At 61.9% G+C, this 25,290-nt stretch carries 24 protein-coding genes and 2 pseudogenes; 9 read left to right on the plus strand and 17 right to left on the minus strand.

Annotated features, from left to right (window positions below; genetic code table 11):
• Positions 1 to 71: 71 nt before the first annotated feature.
• Entirely contained in the window at positions 72 to 1,037 is a 966-nt protein-coding gene (birA, locus tag ACTG27_RS15065; protein WP_110304106.1) for a bifunctional biotin--[acetyl-CoA-carboxylase] ligase/biotin operon repressor BirA, read from the minus strand.
• Positions 1,034 to 2,070: pseudogene (gene murB / locus ACTG27_RS15070) on the minus strand (UDP-N-acetylmuramate dehydrogenase). Before murB ends, birA begins: the two are co-directional and overlap by 4 nt.
• A gap of 127 nt (positions 2,071 to 2,197) precedes the next feature.
• Between murB and ACTG27_RS15075 the strand changes: the two are divergent.
• Positions 2,198 to 2,851, plus strand: a complete 654-nt coding sequence (locus ACTG27_RS15075) for a potassium channel family protein (RefSeq protein ID WP_005339863.1) — start codon at positions 2,198 to 2,200, stop codon at positions 2,849 to 2,851.
• Entirely contained in the window at positions 2,848 to 4,203 is a 1,356-nt protein-coding gene (locus ACTG27_RS15080; RefSeq protein WP_005341850.1) for a TrkH family potassium uptake protein, read from the plus strand. The genes ACTG27_RS15075 and ACTG27_RS15080 overlap by 4 nt, the downstream gene beginning before the upstream one ends.
• Before the next feature lie 40 nt (positions 4,204 to 4,243).
• On the opposite strand, the gene ACTG27_RS15085 is transcribed toward ACTG27_RS15080, so the two are convergent.
• Positions 4,244 to 5,074, minus strand: coding sequence for a cupin domain-containing protein (locus ACTG27_RS15085; protein WP_439979904.1), 831 nt, complete (start codon positions 5,072 to 5,074; stop codon positions 4,244 to 4,246).
• Positions 5,075 to 5,175: 101 nt separating this feature from the next.
• On the opposite strand from ACTG27_RS15085, the gene ACTG27_RS15090 reads away from it, so the two are divergent.
• Positions 5,176 to 5,709 carry a carboxymuconolactone decarboxylase family protein gene (locus ACTG27_RS15090; protein ID WP_439979905.1) on the plus strand — a complete coding sequence of 178 codons (534 nt, stop codon included), beginning with the start codon at positions 5,176 to 5,178 and terminating at the stop codon, positions 5,707 to 5,709.
• A 14-nt stretch (positions 5,710 to 5,723) separates the two neighbouring features.
• Entirely contained in the window at positions 5,724 to 6,164 is a 441-nt protein-coding gene (locus tag ACTG27_RS15095; RefSeq protein ID WP_005341854.1) for a DUF417 family protein, read from the plus strand.
• Between the two features lie 40 nt (positions 6,165 to 6,204).
• Here ACTG27_RS15095 and ACTG27_RS15100 read toward each other — a convergent pair whose 3' ends face one another.
• The 3 genes from ACTG27_RS15100 to ACTG27_RS15110 form a co-directional block, all read right to left on the minus strand.
• Entirely contained in the window at positions 6,205 to 8,178 is a 1,974-nt protein-coding gene (locus tag ACTG27_RS15100; RefSeq protein WP_439979906.1) for a DNA topoisomerase III, read from the minus strand.
• 67 nt (positions 8,179 to 8,245) lie between these two features.
• Positions 8,246 to 8,743, minus strand: a complete 498-nt coding sequence (locus ACTG27_RS15105; protein WP_013724182.1) for a response regulator — start codon at positions 8,741 to 8,743, stop codon at positions 8,246 to 8,248.
• A gap of 55 nt (positions 8,744 to 8,798) precedes the next feature.
• On the minus strand, positions 8,799 to 10,766 hold the full coding sequence (locus tag ACTG27_RS15110) for an ATP-binding protein (protein WP_439979907.1): 1,968 nt from the start codon (positions 10,764 to 10,766) through the stop codon (positions 8,799 to 8,801).
• A gap of 276 nt (positions 10,767 to 11,042) precedes the next feature.
• Between ACTG27_RS15110 and ACTG27_RS15115 the strand changes: the two genes are divergently transcribed.
• Positions 11,043 to 12,173 carry a NapC/NirT family cytochrome c gene (locus ACTG27_RS15115; RefSeq protein WP_005339847.1) on the plus strand — a complete coding sequence of 377 codons (1,131 nt, stop codon included), beginning with the start codon at positions 11,043 to 11,045 and terminating at the stop codon, positions 12,171 to 12,173.
• A gap of 23 nt (positions 12,174 to 12,196) precedes the next feature.
• Positions 12,197 to 14,677: a trimethylamine-N-oxide reductase TorA gene (torA, locus tag ACTG27_RS15120; protein ID WP_439979908.1), complete on the plus strand. Its 2,481-nt coding sequence runs from the start codon at positions 12,197 to 12,199 to the stop codon at positions 14,675 to 14,677.
• 85 nt (positions 14,678 to 14,762) lie between these two features.
• On the opposite strand, the gene ACTG27_RS15125 is transcribed toward torA, so the two are convergent.
• From ACTG27_RS15125 to ACTG27_RS15140, 4 genes and pseudogenes are all read right to left on the minus strand, one after another.
• On the minus strand, positions 14,763 to 15,224 hold the full coding sequence (locus tag ACTG27_RS15125; protein WP_005339830.1) for a hypothetical protein: 462 nt from the start codon (positions 15,222 to 15,224) through the stop codon (positions 14,763 to 14,765).
• 41 nt (positions 15,225 to 15,265) lie between these two features.
• The gene (locus tag ACTG27_RS15130) at positions 15,266 to 16,615 is read right to left on the minus strand and encodes a sensor histidine kinase (protein WP_005339828.1); all 1,350 of its coding nucleotides are present in this window, start codon (positions 16,613 to 16,615) and stop codon (positions 15,266 to 15,268) included.
• Positions 16,612 to 17,267, minus strand: a pseudogene (locus ACTG27_RS15135) (response regulator transcription factor). The gene ACTG27_RS15130 and the pseudogene ACTG27_RS15135 overlap by 4 nt, the downstream one beginning before the upstream one ends.
• A gap of 21 nt (positions 17,268 to 17,288) precedes the next feature.
• Entirely contained in the window at positions 17,289 to 17,627 is a 339-nt protein-coding gene (locus ACTG27_RS15140; RefSeq protein ID WP_005339825.1) for a PepSY domain-containing protein, read from the minus strand.
• Positions 17,628 to 17,690: 63 nt separating this feature from the next.
• Here ACTG27_RS15140 and ACTG27_RS15145 point away from each other — a divergent pair, with 63 nt between their 5' ends.
• On the plus strand, positions 17,691 to 17,939 hold the full coding sequence (locus tag ACTG27_RS15145) for a PepSY domain-containing protein (RefSeq protein WP_013724184.1): 249 nt from the start codon (positions 17,691 to 17,693) through the stop codon (positions 17,937 to 17,939).
• Here the strand turns inward: ACTG27_RS15145 and msrQ are convergent.
• Positions 17,936 to 18,562: a protein-methionine-sulfoxide reductase heme-binding subunit MsrQ gene (msrQ, locus tag ACTG27_RS15150; RefSeq protein WP_213388079.1), complete on the minus strand. Its 627-nt coding sequence runs from the start codon at positions 18,560 to 18,562 to the stop codon at positions 17,936 to 17,938. The two genes, ACTG27_RS15145 and msrQ, sit on opposite strands and share 4 nt — an antisense overlap.
• The gene (gene msrP / locus ACTG27_RS15155; protein WP_376868889.1) at positions 18,553 to 19,554 is read right to left on the minus strand and encodes a protein-methionine-sulfoxide reductase catalytic subunit MsrP; all 1,002 of its coding nucleotides are present in this window, start codon (positions 19,552 to 19,554) and stop codon (positions 18,553 to 18,555) included. Before msrP ends, msrQ begins: the two co-directional genes overlap by 10 nt.
• 368 nt (positions 19,555 to 19,922) lie before the next feature.
• Between msrP and ACTG27_RS15160 the strand changes: the two genes are divergently transcribed.
• Entirely contained in the window at positions 19,923 to 20,405 is a 483-nt protein-coding gene (locus tag ACTG27_RS15160; protein WP_005339809.1) for a DUF1097 domain-containing protein, read from the plus strand.
• A gap of 1 nt (position 20,406) precedes the next feature.
• Here ACTG27_RS15160 and ACTG27_RS15165 read toward each other — a convergent pair whose 3' ends face one another.
• The 4 genes from ACTG27_RS15165 to cydH all read right to left on the minus strand — a co-directional run bounded on the left by ACTG27_RS15165 (position 20,407) and on the right by cydH (position 23,804).
• Positions 20,407 to 21,687 (minus strand): sigma 54-interacting transcriptional regulator, encoded by a 1,281-nt coding sequence (locus ACTG27_RS15165; protein WP_129504896.1) that lies wholly within the window; start codon positions 21,685 to 21,687, stop codon positions 20,407 to 20,409.
• The gene (locus tag ACTG27_RS15170; protein WP_439979909.1) at positions 21,684 to 22,211 is read right to left on the minus strand and encodes a hypothetical protein; all 528 of its coding nucleotides are present in this window, start codon (positions 22,209 to 22,211) and stop codon (positions 21,684 to 21,686) included. The genes ACTG27_RS15165 and ACTG27_RS15170 overlap by 4 nt, the downstream gene beginning before the upstream one ends.
• Positions 22,208 to 23,608 carry a sensor histidine kinase gene (locus tag ACTG27_RS15175; RefSeq protein WP_047440386.1) on the minus strand — a complete coding sequence of 467 codons (1,401 nt, stop codon included), beginning with the start codon at positions 23,606 to 23,608 and terminating at the stop codon, positions 22,208 to 22,210. The genes ACTG27_RS15170 and ACTG27_RS15175 overlap by 4 nt, the downstream gene beginning before the upstream one ends.
• Positions 23,609 to 23,711: 103 nt before the next feature.
• Complete coding sequence (gene cydH / locus ACTG27_RS15180; RefSeq protein WP_005339800.1) at positions 23,712 to 23,804, minus strand: cytochrome bd-I oxidase subunit CydH; 93 nt, start codon at positions 23,802 to 23,804, stop codon at positions 23,712 to 23,714.
• A gap of 124 nt (positions 23,805 to 23,928) precedes the next feature.
• On the opposite strand from cydH, the gene ACTG27_RS15185 reads away from it, so the two are divergent.
• Positions 23,929 to 24,504 (plus strand): 2-amino-4-hydroxy-6-hydroxymethyldihydropteridine diphosphokinase, encoded by a 576-nt coding sequence (locus ACTG27_RS15185; protein WP_106844279.1) that lies wholly within the window; start codon positions 23,929 to 23,931, stop codon positions 24,502 to 24,504.
• On the opposite strand, the gene ACTG27_RS15190 is transcribed toward ACTG27_RS15185, so the two are convergent.
• A complete protein-coding gene (locus ACTG27_RS15190; protein ID WP_088870349.1) occupies positions 24,430 to 25,134 on the minus strand; it encodes an SDR family oxidoreductase in 705 nt (234 codons plus the stop codon). The two genes, ACTG27_RS15185 and ACTG27_RS15190, sit on opposite strands and share 75 nt — an antisense overlap.
• Positions 25,135 to 25,290 lie beyond the last annotated feature (156 nt).

Raw genomic sequence — 25,290 nt, forward strand, 5'->3', positions numbered from 1 at the left:
TGCCGGATAACGAAGAGGGGGCCCGCGGGCCCCCTCTTCTTGTTTGGTATCATGAGCGGCCTTACTGACCCTCAGTCGCCCCGGCGCAGGGAGAGCTCGCCCCCCAGATAGAATTTGATCCCTTCGCCTGTCTCCAGTCGCAGGGCGCCGCGATCGTCGATGCCACGAGCGATGCCGCGGATCTCCTGATCCCCCATCAGCAGGCGCACCGAGCGACCGGCAAAGTGATCGAGCCGGTTCCACTCATCGACAAAGCTTGCCAACCCCTGCTGCTCAAAGGTATGCAACGCCCGCTGCAGATGGACGATCATCCGGGCCGCCAACTGATTGCGATCGACCAGCTCGGGATTGATGTGGCGCAGCTCGGCCCAGGCCTGATCAATCTTCTCACCTTCGCGGGCCGGCATCGCCAGATTGAGACCGATGCCGATCACCAGATGACAACTGGCCCCGGCGCTACCGCTCATCTCCACCAGTATTCCCGCCAGTTTGCGGCCCTGATAGTAGAGGTCGTTCGGCCACTTGAGCTCGACCCCCAGATAACCAAGGGACTCCAGCGCTTCAACCACTGCCACGCCGACCGCCAGACTGAGCCCCATGGCCGCCGCCATGCCTTGTTCGAGTCGCCAGTACATGCTGAGGATCAGCTGGCAACCAAACGGAGAAATCCAGGGTTTGCCACGACGACCGCGCCCAGCTGTCTGACACTCGGCCAGACAACTCTCGCCGGAGCGCAGCTCATTGACCCGATCCAGCAGGTGTTGGTTGGTCGAGCCGATGACCGGAAAACAGTGCACCGGCGCCATCGGGGCCAGTACCTGCAAGGTAGCCTGATCATAGAGCGCCATCGGTACCGCCAACCGGTAGCCTTTGCCGGTCAGGCTAAAGAGATCCAGCCCCAGCTCCTTGAGCGCCGCCATGTGTTTGCTTACCGCCGCCCGGCTGATGCCGAGCTGCTCACCCAGCTGTTCGCCGGAGTGAAACTGGCCGTCGCTAAGCAGAGTGATCAGGGTCTGTCTGATGGGAGTAAGGGTCATGAGAGCACCTCGTCGAGCCAGGTTTCACCGTGCGCACCCATAAAACGCACCTCGTGCTCCAGCACCACGCCAAACGTCTGCTCCACGCTGTCACGGACATGAGCCGCCAGCGCGATCAGCTCCATGGCACTGGCGCCCCCCAGATTGACCAGCACCAGCGCCTGCTCCTGATGAACAGCGGCGCGACCGATGGCGAAACCTTTCAGACCACACTGATCGATGAGCCAGCCCGCCGCCAGCTTGGCCTGCCCTTCTCCGGCCGGATAGCAGGGCATCTGCGGATAGCGCGCCTTGAGATTCTCCGCCAGCGCGGCAGGCACCACCGGATTTTTGAAGAAGCTGCCGGCATTGCCGAGTACGGCGGGATCCGGCAGCTTGGCCATGCGGGTGGCACAGACGGTATCGAAGATGGCCTGCGCCGAAGGCGCGTCACCGAGCGCCGCCAGCGGGCCATAGCCCAGCACCGGTTGCCACGCCTTGGGCAGTGTGAGCCCGACTGCGGTGATCAGGTGGGAGTCCTGATATCGTGTTTGAAGATGCTGTCGCGATAACCGAAGCGGCACTCTGCCGCCGCGATCCGTTCAATCTCGCCACTCTGCCAGTTGAACGCCTCGACATAGGAACAGAAGTCGGCCAGCTCAACGCCATAGGCACCGATGTTCTGCACCGGCGCCGCACCGACCGTGCCGGGAATGAGCGCCAGATTCTCCAGCCCGAACCAGCCCTGTTGCAAGGTATGGCGCACCAGCTGATGCCAATCTTCACCAGCCGCCACATGGAGCAACCAGTGATCACCACCATCTTCAGCGGTAATCCCCTTGAGCCGGTTGAGCACCACCAGACCGAGAAAATCGGTGGTGAAGAGCATGTTGCTGCCGCCGCCCAGATTGAGGCGAGGCAACTGGTTGAGCTGCGGATCGGCACGCAGGGTTGCCAGATCGGCAACCTGCTCTACCTCGGCCAGCCAGAGGCAGTACGCATCGAGGGCAAGGGTGTTGAGCTTCAACAAGGAGGCGTTGGCATTCAGTTTCATCGGTCTATCCCGGCTTGGTGCAAGGGCGCAGTCTACCTCAAGTTGCCCCATGACGAAAAACCCGAGCCCTTTTCGGGGGAATAGCAGTGGTTTAGAGTAGGCGACTTCAACTGCTGAGGAATAACTCATGAACAACCAGTTTGCCGTCATCGGCCTGGGCCTGTTTGGCAGCGCGCTGTGCGAAGAGCTGCAACGGCAAGATGCCGAAGTACTGGCCATCGATATCGACGAGAGCAAGACCCGGCAAATCGCCGCCCTCTGCAATCACGTTATCGTGGCGGATGCCACCGATGAGGCCACCGTGGCCGAGCTGGGACTGGCCAATTTCGATATCGTCTTCGTTGCCATCGGTGACAACCTGGAGACCAGCATCCTCACCACCCTCGTCTTGAAAGAGGCAGGCGTGAAGAAGGTGTGGGTCAAGGCGCGCGACAAGTTCCACGCCAAGATCCTGCAGAAAGTGGGCGCCGACAAGGTGATCAACCCGGAGTGGGACATGGGCCGTCGGGTCGCCCAGAGCATGCTGGACAACCGGCTGTTCGACTATCTGGAGCTGGGCCACGACATGGTGCTGACCGAGTTCGTGATTGGCCTGCAACAGAACGGCCGGGAACTGGGCGACTTCCATCTGCTGCAACAGAGCGATTTCCAGCTGCTCGCCATCAAGCGTGGTGACGTGCTGCACAACGTGCTGACCGGCAAGATGGAGCTGCAACTGGGCGACATCCTGATCCTGGCGGGCAACAAGCACGCCATCGACCACTGGCTCGAAACCCTATGATCAACTGGCGCAGCAGCTACGCCTTCGCCCTCCATCGGGAGCAGGACTCTCGCTGGAGCGAAGCCCGGCTGATCCTCGGCAGCTTTCTGATCATTCTGCTGATTGGCACCATCTTTCTGGTGCAACCCTCCAGCCACAATGGCGAGGTTACCTTCGTCAACGCCCTGTTTACCGCCACCTCGGCCATCAGCGTGACAGGTCTTGGCGTGGTGGATACCGGCACCGCCTTCACCCTGCAGGGGCAAATTTTCCTGTTGATGCTGATGGAGATCGGCGGTCTGGGCCAGATGACCATGACCCTGCTGCTGATCGCCATCTTCAGCAAGCGGGTCGGTCTGCGCCAACAAGTGCTGGCCAAGGAGGCGCTGGGACAGGAAGGCTCGGTCAACATCATTCAGCTGGTCAAACGTATCGTGCTGTTCGCCTTTATCGCCCAACTGATCGGTACCGGCATCATGGCGATCCGCTGGGTGCCCGAGATGGGGTGGGTGCACGGCCTCTATGTCAGCTTCTTCCACGCGGTATCAGCCTTCAACAACGCCGGGTTTTCGCTGTTTGCCAACAACCTCATCGACTATAGGGACGACCCCATCATCAGCCTGACCATCGCCGGTCTGCTGATCCTGGGGGGGATCGGCTTTACCGTCATCGTCGATCTGGTGCGCAACCGCCGCTGGCGCAAGCTGAAGCTGCACAGCAAGCTGATGTTGCTGATGACCCCGGCGCTGCTGCTGGCCGGTACCTTGATGTTCTGGCTGCTGGAACACAACAACCCGGGCACCCTCGGCAAGGCCGGTATCGGTGGCCAGCTGCTGGCTGCCTTCTTCCAGTCTGCCAGTGCCCGTACCGCCGGTTTCAATACCATAGATATCGGGCTGATGACCCCGGCGGCGTTGCTGTTCCTGATGATGCTGATGTTTATCGGTGCCGGTGCCACCTCGACCGGTGGCGGTATCAAGGTGACCACCTTCGCGGTCGTGCTGCTGGCGACCAAGGCGTTTCTGACCAAACGGCCCCATGTCACCGCTTTTGGCCGCACCCTGTCGCCCCAGATCGTGACCCGATCGCTGGCCATCATCATCGTCAGCACCATGGTGCTGATGCTGGCGATGTTCCTGCTGATGGTGACCGAGGATCTGCCGTTCGACAAAATCATGTTCGAGACCATCTCGGCATTTGCCACCGTCGGCCTCTCCACCGGCATCACCGCCTCCCTGAGCGAGCCGGGCAAGCTGATCCTGGTACTGGTGATGATCTGCGGCCGTCTCGGCCCTCTGACCCTGGCCTTTATGCTGGCCCGCCCGGTCGAGACCCGCATCCGTTATCCGGAAGAGAACGTCTATACCGGCTGACCGGTTATGAAAACGGGGCAGCCACTGGCTGCCCCGTTTTTTATTCGGCTTGTTGCTGCGCCTTGAGCCAGCGCCCCGGGCTCACCCCCAGCTCCCGCTCGAATGCCCGACCAAAGGCAACACTGCTGCTGTACCCCGCCCCCAGCGCCACCTGTACCATGGGCTCCCCCGCCAGCAGTTGCTGGCAGGCTCGCGCCATGCGCCAGCGGGTCAGATAACCCAGCGGCGCTTGACCAACCCGCTCCTGAAACCTCGCGGCAAAGCGGGCCCGCGACATGCCGGCCTCCCGCGCCAGCGTGGCCACCGTCCAGGGTTCATCCCCACGCTGATGCATCACCGAGATCGCCTTGGCCAACTGGGGATCGGAAATACCTGCCAACATCCCCTGCTGACACCCCCCTTGCTCGACCAGATGACGCAGCAGCAGGATCAACAGTACCTCCAGCAAGCGGGAGATCAGCGGATCCTGCCCGTAGCGGGGGTGAAACGCCTCGTCAAACAGCTGGTTCAGCACCGGCGTCAGGGCAGGCAGCTCACGTAGTGGCAGCACCAGCGAGCCCGGTAATGCCAGTTGCAACGGCGATGCTCCCCCCTTGCCGAATGCGACATTGGCACACACCAGATCGCAACCCCCCAACGTTCTGGGTTCAAGCTTGTGAGGACGTCCCCGAGGGAACAGGATCAGGGTCGGCTCCTCAAGCAGCAAGCTGGCGCCCCCCTCTTCACGCAACATGACGGCGCCACTGCGCAGCAGATGAAGATGTCCGCCACTCGGGTAATCATCACTGGAGGAGTTCTGACACAGGTTGCCGGCGAAGAAGATCTTGGCTTCGGGGGAGGCATGAACCAACAGGGCAGAGAGCGGATCCATATTTGAGACGAATAGTATTTATTTGCAGACGATGAGTGATAAACCGTATCACGAATGACGGCACACTGTCTCCCGTACCTTCACTACCACAGGAGAAGATCATGAGCCGTATCCAACCCGTATCCCAACCGCAACCCGCAGCCGCCCAGACCCTGGCCACCCTGCAACGCAATCTGGGCATGGTGCCCAACCTCTACGCCACCCTGGCCCACTCGCCAGCCCTGCTCAATGGCTTCCTGGGCTTTGCCGAGGCGCTTGGCAAGGGGCGCCTCACTGCCCCACAACGGGAGTTGCTGGCACTGGCCATAGGTCAAGCCAACGCCTGCCAATACTGTTTGTCTGCCCACACACTACTGGCGGGCAAGGCCGGATTCTCGGCCCAGGAGATCCGGGCAGCCCGGCTCGGCCAAGCCTCGGCTCCCCTTGATCACGCCCTGCTGCAACTGGCAACGGCACTGGTCAACCAGCACGGGGTGATCAGTGACGAGCAGCTTGCTAGCGCCCGTGCCGCAGGCGTAGATGACGAGCTGCTGCTGGAGGTGCTCGGCCAGGTGGTGGTCAATACCCTGACCAACTATGGCAACCACCTGGCGGCGACCGAGATCGACTTCCCGCCCGTCACTCTGACCCCTTAAACAAGGAGCCCCCCATGCAGCAACATGACAAAGGCTTTCTGGTCGCCCTGGCGGGCGTGGTATTGACCCTGCTCTGGATCGGCGTCTTCAAGTTTACCCCGACAGAGGCAGCCGCCATCAAACCACTGGTAGCCAGCCACCCCTTGATGAGCTGGCTCTATGGCCCCCTGTCGGAACAGAGCGTATCGAACCTGATCGGGGTGGTCGAGATAGTGATCGCTATCGGGCTGGTCGTGGGTCTGTGGCAACCTCGCATCGGTTACTGGTGCAGCATGGGGGCTATCGTCACCTTCCTGGCGACGCTGAGCTTCCTGCTGACCCTGACAGGTGTCTGGAAAGTGGTTGATGGCGTGCCAGTCACCGAGTTCTTCCTGTTCAAGGATCTGGTGTTTCTCGGTGTGGTTCTGCACTACCAGCACAGGATCCGTGCCAGCTTGTCCACTCAGGCAGCCTGACAACAATGCCTTTGGCGCCCAGGATGGGCGCCTTTTTTCGTTATGCCACCCTGGCCTGGCGCTTGCTGGCCGTCTTGCGCGGTCGGGGCCCGCCAGTCGTGCTGGCCGCCGGACTCTTGCGCCTGGTAAAACGCCGCTTGCCGGCACCCGGCGCCTCCTTGGGCAGGGCGCTGAAGCTGGCGCCGGAGTCCTGCCGCGCCCCTTCAATAAGGCCGTTAAGCTGCTCGGTGAGCGGCCCCATAAACTGCTGGTAGCTGCCGTGGCGCTCGGCGATCTGGCCAAGACTCTGCTCCCACAGCGCAGTCATATCCGGCGTGGTAGCGGTGGCTGGCAACGCCTGAACCAGCGCCCGCCCGGTCGGGGTCGCCTTGATGCTCTTGCCCTGACGCACCAGAAAGCGTCGCTTGAACAGCAGGTCGATAATGCCTGCTCGGGTCGCTTCTGTGCCGAGGCCATCGGTGTCGCGCAGGGTCTTGCGGATCTCGGGATCCTGCACATAGCGGGCGATGCCGGTCATGGCCGCCAGCAGAGTGGCATCGGTGAACGATTTGGGGGGCTGGGTCATCTTTTCCAGCAGTTCGCCCCGCTCGCAGAGCAGTTGCTCCCCCTCTTTGAGAGCCGGCAATGTGCCCGCTTTCTCTTCGTCGTCATCCTCTTCCACCCCGAGCAGTGCCTTCCAGCCTGCCTTGAGGATGCGCCGCGCCTTGGCCTGAAACAGGCCACCGGCGATGCGCAGCAGCACCTTGCTGTCGTTGTATTCGAACGGGGGATAGAACTGCAGCAGATACTGGCGGGCAATCAGGCCATAGAGCTTCGCCTCGTCGGCCCCCAGCGTGGCGGGGTTGCCCTGCTTCTCGGTGGGGATGATGGCGTGGTGGGCATCCACCTTGCTGTCGTTCCACGCCTTGCTGCGGATCTTGCCGTCCGCCTCGGCAGCTGCCTTGGCCAGCGCGGGCGCTGTGGCGGCGATGGCACTGCGCACCTGCTCGGCCCGCTTGAAGTGGTCGGTCGGCAGATAACGGCTGTCGGAGCGCGGGTAGGTGATGAGCTTGTGACGTTCGTAGAGGCTCTGGCAGATATCGAGCACTCGCTTGGCATCCATGCCGAAGCGCTTGGCGGCATCGATCTGCAGGCTGGAGAGGTTATAGGGCAGCGGCGCCGCCTGCTTGCGGGCCTGCTCCTCCACCGATTCAACCTGTGCGGGTTGGCCATTGATCCGGCTCACCACCTTGTCGGCCAGCGCCCGATTGAGCACCCGCCCCTCCTCATCCTGCCACGGCAGGCAGGCTTCCGATGGCAGCCACTTGGCGGTGAAGCGCTCGTTGCTATCGGTCAGCAGATGGGCCAGCACCTCGTAGAAGGGTTTGGGCACGAAGGCCTCGATCTCGAGATCCCGCCGCACCACCAGCCCCAGCAGCGGGGTCTGCACCCGGCCAACCGAGAGCAGCTCGCTGCAACCCGCCTTGCGCCCGAGCAGGGTATAGGCGCGGGTCATGTTGATGCCGTAGAGCCAGTCGGCCCGACTGCGGGCCAGCGCCGAGACCGCCAGCGGTACGAATTCCTTGTTGTCCCTCAGTTTGTCGAGGGCGCGGCGCACCGCAGGCGGGTTGAGATCGCTGATGAGGCAGCGCTGCACCGGCTTGGTTTTCGGGTAGCCGAGAAAGTCGATCACCTCGTCGACCAGCAACTGCCCTTCCCGGTCCGGGTCACCGGCGTTGACCACGCAGTCGGCCTGCTTGATCAGCCGCTTGATGACGGTGAGCTGGGTTTTGGTCTTGGGCTTGGCCACCAGCTGCCACTGGGCAGGGATGATAGGGAGATGCTCCATCCGCCACAGCTTGAAGGCGGCGTCATAGGCATCGGGCTCGGCCTGCTCCAGCAGATGGCCGATACACCAGGTGACGACATCCCCCTGGGCTGTTTCGATAAAACCGTCGCCCTTCTTGTGGGGCTTGGGCAGGGCATCGGCAATGGCGCGGCCCAGCGTGGGCTTCTCGGCGATAAAGAGTCGCATCGGTGGCTACCTGCAATACTGTATATGCAGACAGTATACAACTGCCACCGCGAAAGCCCAACTTCCCCTACTCGTCGAACGGGTGATCGTGGATGGCGGCAAACAGCCGCGCCTGATTGAGCAGCGGCGCATAGTGGAAGGCATTCTCGCCATCTTCCGCCAGCAGGTAGTCGGTCAGCTGTTCGCGCACCGCCTCTTGCAGGGTCTCCAGCTTCCACGGCTTGGCAAGGTAGTAGTGCAACCCGCCACGATTGACCGCTTCGACGGTGGCCTCCAGCCCCGCTTGTCCGGTCAGCAGCAATTTGCGGCTGGCCCGAGTGGTGGCACGCCGGTTCAGCTCCACCAGAAAATCGACCCCCAGGGTTCCCGGCATGATGTGGTCACAGAGGATCAGCGCCAGCTTGTTGCCATCGCTCTCCCACTCCTCCACCACCGCACGCGCCTCATCGACGCTCTCGGCGGCTTCCAGTTCGAAGTGGGAACGAAACGGGGCGAGATCGTGGATCACCGCATCCAGCACCTCACGCTCATCGTCCACACACAGGATCAGATAGTGTTTGTTCATTGCTCCTCCTTGGCGACATGGTTTGGCACGCCGCGCGATTGATGCTGACCACGGCTCAGGCCGCATGCTCCTTGTTGTGATGAGGTTCGCCCCCGTAACCGGCCTGACCCATGCCGTCCAGCGGCAGACAGACCCGCATCCGGGTGTAACGGCCCGGTTCGGAGGCCACCTCAATCCGGCCGTGGTACTGTTGCACTATCTGCAGCGAAACGCTCAGACCGATACCGAGGCCAAAATGGCCCTCCCGCTTGGTGGTGAAGTTGAGATCGAAGATCCGCTGCCACAGCTCGGGCTCGATGCCGCAACCGCTATCCTCGATCTCTACCATGACCCACTCGGGATCCAGCAACCCGGTGCGAATGGTGAGTCGCCCCGAGCCGCTCATGGCATCCAGACTGTTGGCGATCAGGTTGGTCCACACCTGTTGCAGGGCAATAGGGTGACAGCGCACCAGCGGCAACGGCTGGTACTCCTTGCAGAGCTCATGATGCTTGAGGCGGTTTTCGAAAATCATCAGGGTATCTTCCAGCCCCTCGTGCAGGTCAACCAGCGAGGGCTCGTCCCGATCCTGCCGGGCATACTGCTTGAGGCTCTTGACCAGATCGCCGATGCGACGGGCACACACCTCGATGTTGCGCAGGAAGCTGCCGGTCTGCTGGAACAGCTCCAGCCGGGAGAGCAGCGCCTCCCGCTCGTCGGCAGTGCGGCTGGCAAACCAGCGCTGCCAGTTCAGCTCGTCATCCAGATTCATCTGCACCGCCAGCCGCGCCTGCTGGCGATCACCAAAGCGCCCCTCCGCCTGTCGGGTCTTGTCACGGATCTCGCTGGTCGAGACCGGCTGGGCGGTCAGCGCCTGACAGAGGGTCTGGTTGCCCAGCCCCTTGATGGGTGCTGGCAGCTCGAGATTGACCAGATCGGGGATGGCGGCCCGCAGGGTCTCGCTGCCACGGATAATGGCCGCCACCGGGTTGTTCAGCTCGTGGGCGACACCGGCTACCAGCTGACCCAGCATCGCCATCTTTTCGCTCTCCACCAGCTGGGCGTGAGCGGCATCGAGGGAGTTGAGGGTCTGTTGCAGCCGCATCTCGGTACGGATGCTGTTTTGCAGACGGCGGTTGAAGTGGCGCAGCAGCAGGTTGGTAAAGGAGGGGAGCAGTTCGCTGCGCGCCTGCATCACCCGGGAGAATTGCAGCTTGTCGAGCTTGATCACCTCGGCACCGGTCAGGGTCACGCCGGTGGTGAAGGCGGGTTCGCCGGTTACGAAGGACATGCCCCCCACCAGCGAGCCGGTGCGGTAGTGCACCACCTCTTGATCGATCCCCTGCTCGTCCCGCTTGCGCAGCACCACCTCCCCCTTGGCGATAAACCAGAGGAAGCTGTTGGGCTCCCCCTCGCGGGTCAGCACATGGCCCGGACTGTAGTGGCGGCAGACCCGCTCCTCGTCATTGCCCTCGAAAAACTGGTAGAGGCCGTCGATCACCACCCGGGAGAGTTCTTCATCGCTGCAGTGGGTGTAATCCATAAAGCCCTGCCGATAGGCAGCCAACTGGCGATCGACATGGGCTCGCAGCAGCTTCTGGTTGTCGAGCACGGCGGCATAGCTCAGCAGATCCGCCTCGGGACGCTGCAATACAAAGTGGCTCGCCTGCTCGATCACCGCCCGGCGCAGGCTGCCATCGCGCCAGGGGCGTTGCAGGTAGTAGTCGAGACGACCGAGGTTGACCGCCTCGATGATCGATTTCATCTCCGGCTGGCTGCCGAGCAGGATCTTGCGGCACGCCTCGTGACGGCTGCCGAGGCGGATCAGAAAATCGGCCCCTCGCCCATCCCCCAGCTCGCTGTCACACACCACCACGGCGGGTGGCTGCCCCTTGCGATCCAGCTCGTCCAAGGCCAGCTCAGCCGACCCCTGACCGACCACCACCACCAGCGCGAAATGGCCGAGCAGCGGAGCCAACTCCTGTTCGAATTCGGCCAGCAGTTGCACGTTGGCGGCGACACACAGCAGTGAGAAAGGGCTCATCAGCGACACTCCGTTGAGGCTCACTGCTCACTATATCAGCGAATCTTGTGGGGTTTTGCGAGGGGGCTAACAGCTGTCGCGGAAAGTGCACAAATAGATAAAACAGAAAACAATTGAATTTAATTCGATAATTATGCCAATAACAAAACAAAAGACAAAATGTGATAACAATCAAAAATATAAACCATGATGGAGGTCAACGCCTTATCCCTGTCATTACTACTACTATTGGACTAGTACTATGTAGGTAATTATTGACCGTAGGAAAACGCCGCCATGATTGGAAAACTGATAAGAAAAACCTGGTTCTGGCTCCTGCTGCTCGGGGCCCTGCTGGGTGTCGCGGCACTGGGTGTCACCGTGACCGTGCTGCACAAGACCAGCTCCACCGAATTCTGCGTCTCCTGCCACTCCATGCAGACTCCGCTCGCCGAGTATCAGGGCAGTGTCCACTTCCAGAACACCAAGGGGATCCGCGCCGAGTGCGCCGACTGCCACATCCCGGGCGATCCCACCTCCTACCTGTGGACCAAGATCCGCGCAGTGAAGGATATCTATCACGAGGCGATCGGCACGCTGGATACCCCGGAAAAGTATGAAGCCCACAAGCTGCGGATGGCTCAGTCCGTCTGGGACGAGCTGAAAGCCAACGACTCCGCCACCTGCCGCAGCTGCCACAGCTACGAGGCGATGGACATTCTGGCCCAGCGCCCCAATGCCCGCGCCGAGCACCCGGTCGCCATCAAGGAAGGCCAGACCTGTATCGACTGCCACCGTGGTGTCGCCCACATCATGCCTGACATGAGCGGCCTGGCAGCCGCCGGTGCCAGCGAGCTGGCACAGGCTGCGGCCCAGACTCCGGCCAACGTCACTACCCGTTACGCCATCGCCACCACCCCGCTGTTCCTCGATGCCGCCGCCAAGACTGACGAAGGTACCCTGATGCCTTCAACCAAGGTGGAAGTGCTGGCCAACGAAAACGGCCGCGCCAAGGTGCAGATCGAAGGCTGGCAACAGGATGGTGTGAGCGAAGTATTCTACGCCGCACCGGGCAAACGGATCCTCAGCGTACTGGTCGGCGATGCCGCCAAGAAAGCACTGGTCACCGGACAGAGCGAAACCGACAGCGCCACCAACCTCACCTGGCATCAGGTCAAGCTGACCGCCTGGGTCGACCAGAGCCAGCTCATCGGCGATCAGGGCAAGCTGTGGCAATACGCTTCCACCCTGATGTCCAACAACTGTACCGGCTGCCACGGCCTCACCGCGCTGGATCACTTCAATGCCAACCAGTGGATCGGCGTCATCAAGGGGATGGAATCTCGTACCTCCCTGACCCCGGAACAGGCTCGCATGTTGACCCAGTATGTCCAGAAACACGCCAGTGACATGAGCGCGGCCCACTAAGGCTGGCACAGAGGAAAACCGTTATGACTTTTTTCAATGACAAGAAGACCAATCTGTCCCGCCGCAACCTGCTCAAGGGGCTCGGCGCCTGCGCAGCCCTGCCCCTGCTCGGCGGTATTTTTCCCAAGAGTGCGCTGGCGCAAGCCATCAGCACCGCATTGAGCCAGTTCCCGACCCTGGTGCCCGCCCAGAAGGGCATTCTGACCGGCGCCCACTGGGGGGCTTTCGAGGCGATCGTCGAAGATGGCCGCATGGTGCGCGTCCAGCCGGTGGCCGATGATCCGGCGCCGAACGATCTCATCGATATGGCGCCGTTCCAGGTGCATGCCAAGAACCGCATCAAGTATCCCATGGTGCGCAAGAGCTGGCTGGAGCACGGCCCGGGCGCCAAACCCGAGCTGCGCGGTGCCGACGAGTGGGTGCGAGTGAGCTGGGACAAGGCGATCGAACTGGTGGCCGGTGAAATCCAGCGCGTGCAGAGTGACTTCGGCCCGCAGGCGATCCACGCCGGATCCTACGGCTGGAAGAGTGTCGGCATGTTCCACAACAGCCGCACCCTGCTGCACCGCCTGATGAACCTCTCCGGCGGCTTCACCGGTTATGCCGGTGACTACTCCACCGGTGCGGCTCAGGTGATCATGTCCCACGTGATGGGCTCCATCGAGGTGTACGAACAGCAGACCGCCTGGCCCAACGTGGTGGAGAACGCCGAACTGGTGGTGCTGTGGGGGGTCAATGCTCAGGTCACCCTGAAGAACAGCTGGAACATGCCGGATCACGAAGGTCAGGCCGGCTTCAAGGCGCTGAAAGAGAAAGGCACCCGCGTCATCAGCATCGACCCCATCTACAACGAGACCGCCAAGCTGGTCGGCGCCGAGTGGATTGCCCCGAACGCCTACACCGACGTGGCCATGATGCTGGGTGTGGCCCACACCCTCTACAGCGAGAAGAAGCACGATCAAGCCTTCCTTGATCGCTACACCGTCGGCTTCGACAAGTTCCTGAACTACCTGCTCGGCAAGGATGACGGCCAACCGAAGAGCGCCGAGTGGGCGAGCAGCGTCTGCGGCGTCGATGCCAAGGTGATCCGCCAGCTGGCCCTCGACATGGCAGCCAAGCGCACCATGATCATGGCCGGTTGGGGCATGCAGCGTCAGCAGCATGGCGAACAGCCGAACTGGATGCTGGTCACTCTGGCCTCCATGCTGGGCCAGATCGGCCTGCCGGGCGGCGGCTACGGCTTCAGCTACCACTACTCCTCCGGTGGCAGCCCCACCGCCAAGGGCGGCATTCTGGCGGGGATCTCCGCCGGCAACGCACCGAAGAACAGCCCGGCCCCGATCCCGGTGGCCCGCATCGCCGACTGCCTCGCCAATCCGGGCAAGACCATCGACTTCAACGGCCGCAAGGTGACCTATCCGGACATCAAGCTGGTCTACGTGGCGGGCGGCAACCCCTTCCACCACCATCAGGACACCAACAACCTGCTGCAGGCGTGGCGCAAGCCGCAGACCGTGATCGTCCACGAGCCCTACTGGACCGCCACCGCCAAACACGCCGATATCGTGCTGCCGGTCACCACCAGCTACGAGCGCAACGATCTGGAGATGGGCGGCGACTACTCCCAGCGCTATGTGTTCCCGATGCACCAGTGCGTACCGCCCCAGTTTGAAGCTCGCAACGACTTCGACATCTTCAGCGCCATCGCAGCCAAGCTCGGCGTGCAGGAGCAGTACACCGAAGGCAAAGACGAGATGCTGTGGCTCAAGCAGATGTACGACGGCATGGCGGCGCAGGCCCGTGGTGCCCGCGTGGCGCTGCCGCCGTTCAACATGTTCTGGGAATCCAACAACTACATCCGCTTCCCGATCCCCGAGGCCAACCGCCAGTGGATCCGTCACGCCGATTTTCGCGAGAATCCGCTGCTCAACCCGCTCGGCACCCCGTCCGGCAAGATCGAGATCTTCTCCAACACGGTGGCGGGGATGGGTTATGCCGACTGTGCCGGCCATCCCAAGTGGTATGAGCCCAAGGAGTGGGTGCAGAGCGAGGTGGCGGCGCGCTATCCGCTGTCCCTCAACACCTCCCACCCGACCCAGCGGCTGCACTCCCAGCTCGACAACACCCCGCTGCGGGACAAGTTCGCCATCGCCGACCGCGAGGCGATCATGATCTATCCCGCCGACGCCAAGGCCCGTGGCATCGCTCAGGGGGATCTGGTGCGCGCCTTCAACGAGCGCGGCCAGATTTTGGTGGGCGCCCTGCTCTCCGAGGATGTGCGCCAAGGGGTGGTGCGGATCTGCGAAGGGGCCTGGTATGACCCGGCCAAGCCGGGCGAAGCGGGTAGCATCTGCAAGAACGGCAACGTCAACTGCCTCACCTTCGACGAAGGCTCGTCCAGTCTGGCACAGGGCAACTGCGGCCACATGGCCCAGCTGCAGATCGAGAAGTACACAGGCCCTGTGCTGGCCAACACCGCCCACGCGGTACCGGCCAACGGCTAAGGCGATTGCCACCCAATAAAAACGGCGCCATCAAGGCGCCGTTTCTTTATCCGTCTGCCAAAGCGCAGGCATGGTCGGAACGAGTTTAGAACTCCCCTTCCTCCATATACTCCTGCGCGCATTCAACCAGCTGCGGCCACAGCTCTTCCGGCACCCAGGCGTCCGGGTCATCTTCATCCCCGTCGTACTGGCTCCAGAAATAGCGACGCAGTCCGGAGGCAAACTCGTCGCTGATCTCGGCCAGCTCCGAGAGCGGCCCCAACCAGGCGATGCGACGCAGACCGGAGGCGAGATCGTTGATGGCATCCATCAGGGTGCGATCGTCGAAGCTCTGCTCCACCAGCAGGGTGAAGCGCTCGCGCGCCTGCTCGGTCTGCTCCTCGTCCAGCTCGCCCACATCGGCCAGCAAGTCGACAAAATCTTCCAGAAGGAACGCGATCAGGCCATCCCTGTCTTCAAACCACTGGATCTGGGCGCCCTTGACCCCCAGCACAGAGGCATCAAACGAATCGTCAAGGTGACACAGTGCCCACGGATCGTCGGTCATGCTTCTCTTCCTCAGGCTAAAACAAATGCCATATGTTATGCCTAGCTCTCGACTCTTGCCACCTTGGGCAACGAGAGGGAGGCGGCCAGACCGCCCAGTTCGGCGCGGCCCATGATGAAACTACCCCGATAGGCTTCCGCCAGATCGGAGACGATATTGAGACCGAGGCCCGAGCCCGGCACCTTCTCGTCGAGCCGCACCCCGCGTAGCACCGCCTTGGCGATCTGATCCTCGCTCATGCCGGGGCCGTCATCCTCGATACGCAGGGTGATCCAGCCCCCCAGCTCGGCGCTGGAGATGCGCAGTTCGCTGGCTGACCACTTGAAGGCGTTCTCCAGCAGGTTGCCTACCATCTCATCGAAATCCTGCTCCTCCACCCCGACCGCCAGATTGGCGGGCACTTGCAGATCCACCGTCTTGCCCGGATAGAGGCGGGAGAAGGCGCGGCAGATATACTCCACCCGCGCCCGCACCGGCGTCGAGACCCCGAGGATCTTGGCGGCGCCGGTCACCCGGGCCTTGCCGAGGTGGTAATCGATATGGCGCTGGATCTGGTCGAGCTGCTCGCCGATGGCGGCCTGATCCTCCGGCGGCAATTGAGCCACCTGATTGCGCATGATGCTGAGCGGCGTCTTAAGGGCGTGGGCCAGATTGCCGGTGTGGGAGCGCGCCCGCTGCAGCAGCTCGCCGTAGTGGTGCAGCAGCCGGTTGATATCCTCCACCAGCGGCTGGATCTCCAGCGGATAGCGCAGCCGGAAGCCCTCCTGATGACCCTCGTGAACCCGCCCCAGTTCGCGGCGCAGCAGGTGCAGCGGCCGCAAGCCGTAGACGATCTGGAACATGAAGCCGAGCACCAGACCGGCGGCGGCAAAGCCGAGACCGAGGAACAGGCTGATGCGGGTCTTGTTGAGGGTCTGGGTCAGGGCGCTGCTGTCCTTGGCCATCACCAGAGTGAAGACCCGATCCGAACCGGGCAGCAGCACGGTACGGGTCATGATCAGCAGCGGCTCCTTGTTGGGCCCCTTGCCGACGAAGAGGTCGGGATCGCCAAACGCCGACTTGAGGCCATCGCTCTTCAGGTTGGTATCCCACAGGGAACGGGAGCGCCCCACTACATCGCGGCCCAACTCCAGCTGCCAGTAGTAGCCGGAGTAGGGTTGATTGAAACGGGGATCGGAGAGGGAGCCGGTGACCACCGGCAGGCCGGTTTTGGCCACTTCCAGCCGGGAGAGCAGATCATAAAGCTGCAGGCGAAGGCCGTCGGCCTCCGCCTCCTGCCAGTAGTTGCGCATCATTGTCTGCAGGCTGAAACCGGTGGCGAACAGAAACAGCCCGCACCACACCAGCGCGATGGCGACCAGTCGCCCCCGCAGGGTTCTCACCAGCCTCATTCGTTGATCCGGTACCCGAGGCCGCGCACTGTCTCAATCAGATCGGGGTTGGTTTTCTTGCGGATCCGGCCGATGAACACCTCCACGGTATTGGAGTCACGGTCAAAATCCTGAGCATAGATGTGGTCGATCAGCTCGCTGCGCGACACCACCTTGCCCCTGTGCTGCATCAGGTAACCCAGCACCCGGAACTCGTGGGCGGTCAGTTTGATGGGAGTCCCTTCGTACCACACCTGCGACGCCGCCATGTCGAGCCGCACCCCGCCGATCTCCAGAATGGAGCTGGCGTTGCCCGCCGCCCGGCGCACCAGCGCATGGACCCGCGCCACCAGCTCGGCCACCTGGAACGGCTTGGTCAGGTAGTCATCGGCACCGGCGTTGAGCCCTTCGATCTTCTCGTGCAGCTGACCACGGGCGGTCAGCACCAGCACAGGGGTATCGATTCCTTGCTGCGCCACTCTTTCAGCACGCTCAGGCCATCACGCCCCGGCAGGCCGAGGTCGAGAATGATGGCGTCATAGGGTTCAGTCTCACCGAGGAAACCGGCCTCGTTGCCATCGTGGCAGAGGTCGGTGACAAAGCCGGAAAGGCGCAGCTGTTCGGCCAGCTGACCAGCCAGAATTTTTTCGTCTTCAACAATCAGAATTCGCATGAACAGGCTTCCACACAGGGGTTATTCATCATCCTCGACCGGGGGCTTTGGTGGTTCGAACAACCGCTCCAGATGGTGGCCCTTGGCCCACACCAGCTCAAGGTTGTCGGCCCGATAGGCTACCTTGATCACGCTGTTTTCCCGATCGATGACTCGCAGTTCATAGAGCCAGATACCATCCTCTTCTCCCAGATCCACCCGCAACACCCGCACCGGCAATCTGGCCGCCACCTCCATCATTTCATGGAAGGGCCGAACCCGTCCCTCATGGACAGCTTGCTGCAGCATGGCTTCATCAGGCGTGACCGCCTGTGCCAGCAACGGCAGCAATAACCCAAGCAGAGGGAGCGCTCTATTCATGGATGATTCATCTCCAAAAACCTAACATAATGGCGTTTATAGTCTGCCAGCCATGAATCCGGAATGAATATGATCCCGCGCAGTTTCCTGCTGATCCTTTGCCTGTTGAGTGCCACAAGCTGGGCGGCCCAGAGCCGTCTCGACATGGCCGGGCTGGTCAAACTCCTGCTGGCGCAAGGGTATCACGACATTCGGGAAGTGGAGCTGGAAGGGGACAAATTCGAGGTCAAAACCCTCAATCGCCAGGATCAGAAGGTGCATCTCATCGTCGATGCCTACACTGGCGAGATCAAACAACAAGAGGCCGATTAGGCCTCTTTTGCATTCCAGCGTCCCCGCATGGGGCGCAGCAGTTTCTCCCGTCTCGGCCAGAGCAGGGCGCAGGCCAGCAGCAGATAGATGAGGGGCTCCCCCCAACCACTCTTGAGCGACCACCAGTAATGCACCGGCACCAGCAAGGCGATGGCATAGACCCAGTTGTGCAGCTTCTGCCATGCGGCGCCCATGCGGCGCTGCAATGCGGGCAGCGAGGTGATGCTGAGGGCGGCCAGCAGCAACAGGGCCACCATCCCCACCACGATATAGCTGCGCTTAACCAGCTCGCCGCCAATCAGACCCCAGTCAAACTGCAGATCCAGCCCCAGCCACGCCATGAAGTGGAGCAGTGCCCAGACAAAACACCAGAGCCCGAGGGGGCGGCGCAGCTTGATGAGCTGCCCCTGCCGCCAACGCTTGGCCAGCGGCGAGACCAGCAGGGTGAGCAGCAGCAGGTTGAGCGCCCCCTTGCCGAGGTAGTGAATAAGCTCGGGCACCGGATCGCCCCCCAGCAGACCTGCCGGAATGGCAAAAACCAACCAGAGCAGGAAACCCAAGGAGCCCAGATGCACCAGCGCCCGCAAGCCGCGGATATGGGCCGGTTTCAATCTCAGTACCATTGGCGCAGATCCATCCCCTGATAGAGCGAGGCGACTTCGTCACCATAGCCGTTGAACATCAGGGTCGGCTGACGCTTGGCACCAAATACTCCACCCTCGCCAATAAAGCGCTCGCTGGCCTGACTCCAGCGCGGGTGATCCACCTGCGGATTGACGTTGGCGTAGAAGCCATATTCGTTGGGAGCCAGCAGGTTCCAGGTGGTCGGCGGCATCTCCTCCACCAGCCGGATCGAGACGATGCTCTTGATGCTCTTGAAGCCGTACTTCCACGGCACCACCAAGCGAATCGGCGCGCCATTCTGGGCGGGCAGGCTCTTGCCATAGAGCCCCATCGCAAGGAAAGAAAGAGGATGCATCGCCTCGTCGATACGCAGCCCCTCAACGTAGGGATACTCTATACCGCCCCCCAGACTGGAAGCCTGACCCGGCAGCTGTTTCGGATCAAACAGGGTCTCGAAGGCAACAAACTTGGCGCGACTGGTGGGCTCGGCACGGCGGATGATCTCTGCCAGCGAGATACCATTCCAGGGCAGCACCATGGACCAGGCTTCAACGCAGCGCAGCCGGTAGATCCGCTCCTCCAGCTCGCTCTTGTTGATGAGGTCCCACACATCGAGGGTAAAGGGCTTGGCCACCTCCCCCTCCACCTTGAGGGTCCAGGGTTCGGGCTTGAGGTAATGGCCGTTGCGAGCCGGGTCGGACTTGTCGGTACCCAGCTCATAGAAGTTGTTGTAACTGGTGGCCTTCTCTTCCGGTGTCAGCACCAGATTGGCCGGGCGCTCGGCAGGCTTGCTGTTGAGCGGTTTGGTGGCTAACTGGGGAGCATTCTCTTTACCGCGCAGCAGATCGAGTACACCGGCCTGAGTGGGAAACGCCAGAGTAGCCGCGCCCAGACCCAGCCCTTTGAGAATAAGACGGCGGTCCTGATAGACGGCTTCCGGGGTGACATCCTGTTCGGTGAGGGGGTGGGCGGTACGACGCTTGATCAACATGAAAAACTCCCGGGGCTGAGTGAGGCAGTATGGATAAGACCAGCCCCGGCAGATTTTTATTTCACACAAATTTACATCATGTGGTGCAGGGGCAGTGCCTTGGCCATGGTGCCGACCAGAAACAGGACTACGAACACCAGCAGGGGAACGATCACATTTGGCGCCATCAGACTCACTCCATGAGCAGGACAGGGCCTCTAACTATGGCCGACCGTCAGGCCGGTCACCAATGAATTTTTTTCGCGAGCGCAAGCGTATTCCTGAGTTGAAAAGGGTGATGAAGATCACACACAATTCGGCCCCCGCTTGCCGCCCCGATTGCCGGGGGTAGGCTGCCCATTTTGCGAAGCCAACTGAAGAGTCGCCCCATGAGCCCACTGATCGCCATCGCCATCACCACTGGAATTCTCTCCGCCGTCTGGGGCTGGATTGCCGTCGCGTTCGGCCTTATCTCCTGGGTCGGCTTTCTCGGCTGCACCAGCTATTTCGCGTCAAGCGGTGGCTACAAGGCGCTGCTGCAGACCATCTTCTGCAACACCAGCGGCATGCTGTGGGCACTGCTGTTGATCCATGGCGACAGTCTGTGGGGAGCGGGTGTGGCGGGTTATGTGATGACGGGGGTAGTCGCCACCCTGATGTGCGTACAGGCCAAGCAGCAGTGGCTCGGCTACATTCCCGGCACCTTTGCCGGTTGCTGTGCAACCTTCGGGGCGGCTGGCGAGTGGCGGCTGATCCTGCCCTCCCTCATCATTGGCGCCTTGTTCGGTTACCTGATGAAGGCGAGCGGCCTCTGGCTCTCCCATAAAACCCAGAAAGCTGACGCCGCTCCGGCAGTAGTTGATCCCGCCTGATTTATCCCTTCGATTTGAAGTTTGCTGCTTCAATACCGTGCCGATTCAATAACTTGTAGAAATCGGTACGGTTTCTGCCCGCCATGTTGGCCGCCAGGGTCACGTTGCCCTCGGTGGTGCGCAGCAAACGGATCAGATACTCCTTCTCGAATTCGGCCCGCGCCTCGTTGAACGAGGGGATGCCGCCGCCACCACCGCTCAGGGCGGACTCCACCATGGAGACCCCGATCACCGGGCTGCAACAGAGGCTGGCGAGCTGCTCCACCACGTTGCAGAGCTGGCGCACGTTGCCGGGCCAGGCCGCGGCAGCCAGCATCGCCAGCGACTCGGGCGAAAAACCCATGGCGGCGCAGTCGCTGTGGCGGCTACGGTAATCGTCGAGCGCCTGACGGGCCAGCAGGGGGATATCCTCGCTGCGGGCACTGAGAGACGGCAAGGTGATATTGGCAACGTTGAGACGGTAGAAGAGATCTTCCCGAAAGCGCCCCTCCTCCATCGCCCTGACCAGATCCTGATGGCTGGAGCTGAGCACCCGCACCTCCGGCGTGCCCTGACCATACTCCTCCATCACCTGCAGCAGCTTGGCCTGCAGGGATTCGGAGAGGCTGCCAATCTCGTCGAGAAATAGGGTTGCCCCCTTGGCCTGCTCGAACAGCCCTGACTGGCCATCTTCACCAAACAGCTGCAAGTCGAGTGACGCCCACGGAATGGCGGCACAGTTGATGGTATGAAGCGGCTTGTCGCGCCGCTGGCTGGCCTGATGCAGCGCCTGCGCCATCGCCCCCTTGCCGGAGCCTGACGGCCCCATGATCAGCACCGGCACCTCCATGGTCGCAATGCTGTGGGCCTGGATCAGCAGCTGTTCCAGCTGGGGATTGCGGGTCAGGATCAGCGACTGCCACTCCTGCTGCTGTTTCGGCCGGGTCAGGCTGAGAGCATGTTCGATGGTGGCGAACAGCTCATCCTTGTTGATGGGTTTGGTCAGGAAGCTGAAGACCCCGGAGCGGGTCGCCTGAATGGCGTCCGGGATAGTGCCGTGGGCGGTCATGATGATCACCGGCAAACCCAGCCACTGGGCCTGGATCCGCTCGAACAGCGCCAGACCGTCCATGCCGGCCATCCGCAGATCGCTCAGTACCAGATCGGCCCGTTGCTGACGCAACCGGTCGAGGGCCCCTTCCGCACTGTCGGCGGTATCCACTTCATAACCCTGACTGCGCAGCCGCATGCTCATCAGTTTGAGCAGGCTGACGTCGTCATCCACCAACAGGATCCGGCTCATGGTATTACCTCACGATTCTCGTTCAGCTTGCGCTGGTTGAGCTGGTCGTCGATGGCGGTCAGCTGCTCGATCTGGCGGCGCAGCCGCTGGATCTCCTGACTCTGGTCATCGCGACGGCTGTCGCGAGCCAGCAGCTGTTCGCCGAGGGCGATCCAGCTACGTAAAAAGGCCTGCGCATCGAGACCCAGTTCGGGCAGCATCTGCTTCAGGCGCGCCAGACCGGCGGTGCGATTGGCCACAGATTCGGCGGGGTGGGAGTCCACCATCGCCAGACTGACCCGGCTCTCCAGATCGTCGGCCCCTTTCAGACGCTGACGCTCCTGCCCCCGTTGCTGGGGGTGACTGGCCAGCAGCCAGTCGGAGTATTGCAGACGCACCTGCATCTCCTTGTTGGCAAACTCCATCCGCTTGGCAAAAGCGATATCGGAGGACTCCCGCTCTGCCTGTTGCGGCAGCAAGGAGCAACCCGCGAGCAGCCCTGCCATCAGAGCTGGAAATACGCGTTGTATCTTCATAGTCCTCATTTCAACGTCAACCTGAAACAGACATCCGCCTGTTCATCCTCTACCAGAACCAGTTCTCCCCCCAGGCTGTTGGCAGACTCGCGGGCGATGGAGAGGCCCATGCCCGAGCCTTTCAGGAGGCCTTGCCGCACTGTGCTGCCTTGCTCGAAGGGTTCAAAAATGCGTTGCTGATCGGCCACGGGGATCTTGGGCCCCTCGTTGGCCACTTCCAGCCAGCTTATCTGTTCATCCTGCCCTGCCCTGATCCAGATATTGCCTCCGCTGGCGCCGTAACTGACGGCGTTGGAGAAGAGGTTATCGAGGATCAGTCGTAGCCGGTAGGGCTCCGCCCACAGGGTAACCGGCACGGTCGGCAAGTGTACACGGATCTGCTTGGACTCCAATGCCAGCCGGTACTCTGCAGAAAGTTCCGACAACATCGGCAGCAGGGGGACGGGCTCCAGTTCGAAGGCCTCCTGCTGACTGAGCCGGTTGAAGTCGAGCAGCCGCTCGATCAGGGTCTGCAAACGCCGACTGTTCTCGTCGAGCATCTGGCAGATCTCCAGCTGATCCGGCGTCAAAGGCCCGACCAGCTGCTCGCAGAGCAGATCCGTCCCTTCCCGCAGCACCGCCAGCGGGGTCTTGAGCTCGTGGGATACATGGCGCAGGAACTGGTATTTCTGCAGCTCCAGCTCCTTGAGTTTGTCGTGCAGCCAGACGATCCGCTCCCCCAGCAATACCAGCTCGGCAGGGCCGTCAACCGGCTTGGGATCGGGTTCGACCCCGGCCCCCAGACTCAAGATGCGCGACTCAATCTGTCGTACCGGGTGGATGATAAGGTAGGTGAAGATAAAGACCATCAGCAGGCTGAGCGCCGCCACCGCTCCACTCACCCACCAGAGCTCGCTGGTCAGTCCGGCGATGGTGAGCTGCACCCGATCCATGTGTTCGTCAACCCGGCTGCGGGTGACTATTTCGAGCTGCTTGTTGGCATCGTTGAACTGCTCGAGCTTGTCTCCCGCTACCGCCGCCCGGGCCAACGCGGCATCCTGCAGGCTGTCGAGCCAGGCCAGCCCCTGATCGAGCCCGCTGTAGAGCTGGCCGTCGGTGATGGAGTTGCGATGTTCCGCCAGCAACACCCGATACCCGTCGAGTTGCTGCTGGTAGCTGGTGAGACTGCGGCGATCCCCCAACACCGCGAAGCGGCGCAAGGTGCGTTCGATATCGATGGCTTGCGCCGTCAGCAGGGTGGCGCGGCGGGTATCTTTGACCGCCCGCTCCATCTCGTCGCTGGTGAGCTGACTGAGGTGGGCAAGGGAGGTGCTGTTGTGCCAGATCATGCCGCCCAGCGGCATCAATACCAGCACAAATCCCATCAATACCACCTGCAGCAGGGAGCGTGGGCGAACCTTGGTCATCATCTCTTCTCTTGCATTCTCACCGGTGCGCCAGCATAGCCGCACCGCCCCAAAAAACAAAACCGGCCAACAGGCCGGTTTGTATTATCTGGATTGTGGTGATTCACGCCAACGCGACAGAGGCCAGACAGATAATCATGATCATCGCCAGCGCGCCCGAGGCGGTCAACAGCGCCCATTTCAGCTCCACACTCATGCAAACCTCCTTTCTGCCAATCAGTGCCGGATCACAATAGATAAGACAATGTTAAGCCATAGTTAATCCGATAACCGTGAGCTGCGTATACATTTCAGATGAGCCCAACCCAGGGAAGGTGAGCATGTTCTATCTGTGTAGCATTGGTTCCAATCTTGACCCGCATATCCATGTCAGCCGGGTGCTGGCCGAGCTGCTTGCGAACGTCGGCCCCCTGCGGCTGAGTTCGGTGATCCGCACCAAGCCGGTGGGAATGCACTCCAGCCACGACTTTCTCAACTGCCTGCTGGTGGTGGAGAGCCCGCTCGATGCCGCCCGCCTCAAGCAGTACTTTGTCGCCCTCGAAGTGGCTCACGGCCGGGATCGCAGCGATCCGCTCTGCAAGGTGCACGACCGGCCGCTCGACATCGATATTCTGGCCAGCAACAGGAGCGGTGACTTTGCCTCGACAGAGGTCGATTCCTATCTTGCGGAGCTGCTGGCCGAGCTCTATGGCCATGGCGAGGTGCATGACCCCAAGGTGGCGCTGCAAGTGACGCTCCCCGCCCCGTCGGGCAAGCTCAAACCCGGCAAAGGCTTGCTGACACGGCAGGTCGGGCTGGAGCCGTTGGTGCTTGGCAAATCTTCAGAGAGTGGCCAGCGCGCGTCCGCCATCTACCTTGATGCTGGCCCCCGTCATATAACTGTTCCCCATCAGTAACTGCACCGCCTGCCAGATGGGCTCCAGTCCCCCCTCCCGCGCCAGCGGTGTTTTCGCCAACACCTGCTGGCGCCATGCCTCGTCATGCTCGTCGAGAAACAGGATCGGCCCCGGCTCTATGGTGTTGACCCGAACCGCAGGCGCCAGCTCGCGGGCAAAGCTCATGGCCAGCGAATGGGCCCCTGCCTTGGTCGCCACATAGCTGGCAAAACGGGGGGCCGGGGCATGGATATAGATATCGGTGATGTGAATGATGCTGGCGTTGGGATTGCTGGCCAGCCGGGGGGCCAGCGCCCGGTTTAGCTGGAAGGGAGCCGCCATATGTACCCGGTAGAACTGCTCGAACTGGGCCAGTTGCGCCGCCGGATCAGTTGCCTGCGGCTCGAAGGCCGAGGCGTTGTGGATCACCAGCGTCAGATCCTGATGGGTCGCCAGCACATCGATCAGCTTGCCAACGTCCTCTTCCCGACCAAAATCCGCCTGCACGAGCTCGACCCCCAGTGCCGCCAGCGTGGCCAGCTCCGGCCGCTCGCTGCGATAACTGCCCGTTACCTGCCAGCCCGCTGCCACCAGCTGTTCACAGAGATAAAATCCGAGTCGACGGCCGCAGCCCGTAACCAATGCACGCATACGATCTCCTTTCCCTTTCATGGTCTTGCATGAACGAAGCCCGCCTGCCAGCGGATCACCGCCGATGGCTTGTGCCTATCAATCCCTGCGGCACAAGCCATTGGTCGCGGGCCACCCACCCGCGTCATAGTGGCGGCATCCCCCTCTTGCGGAGTC

The organism is Aeromonas sp. 97A (genome assembly GCF_051919185.1).
Classification (GTDB): domain Bacteria; phylum Pseudomonadota; class Gammaproteobacteria; order Enterobacterales; family Aeromonadaceae; genus Aeromonas; species Aeromonas veronii.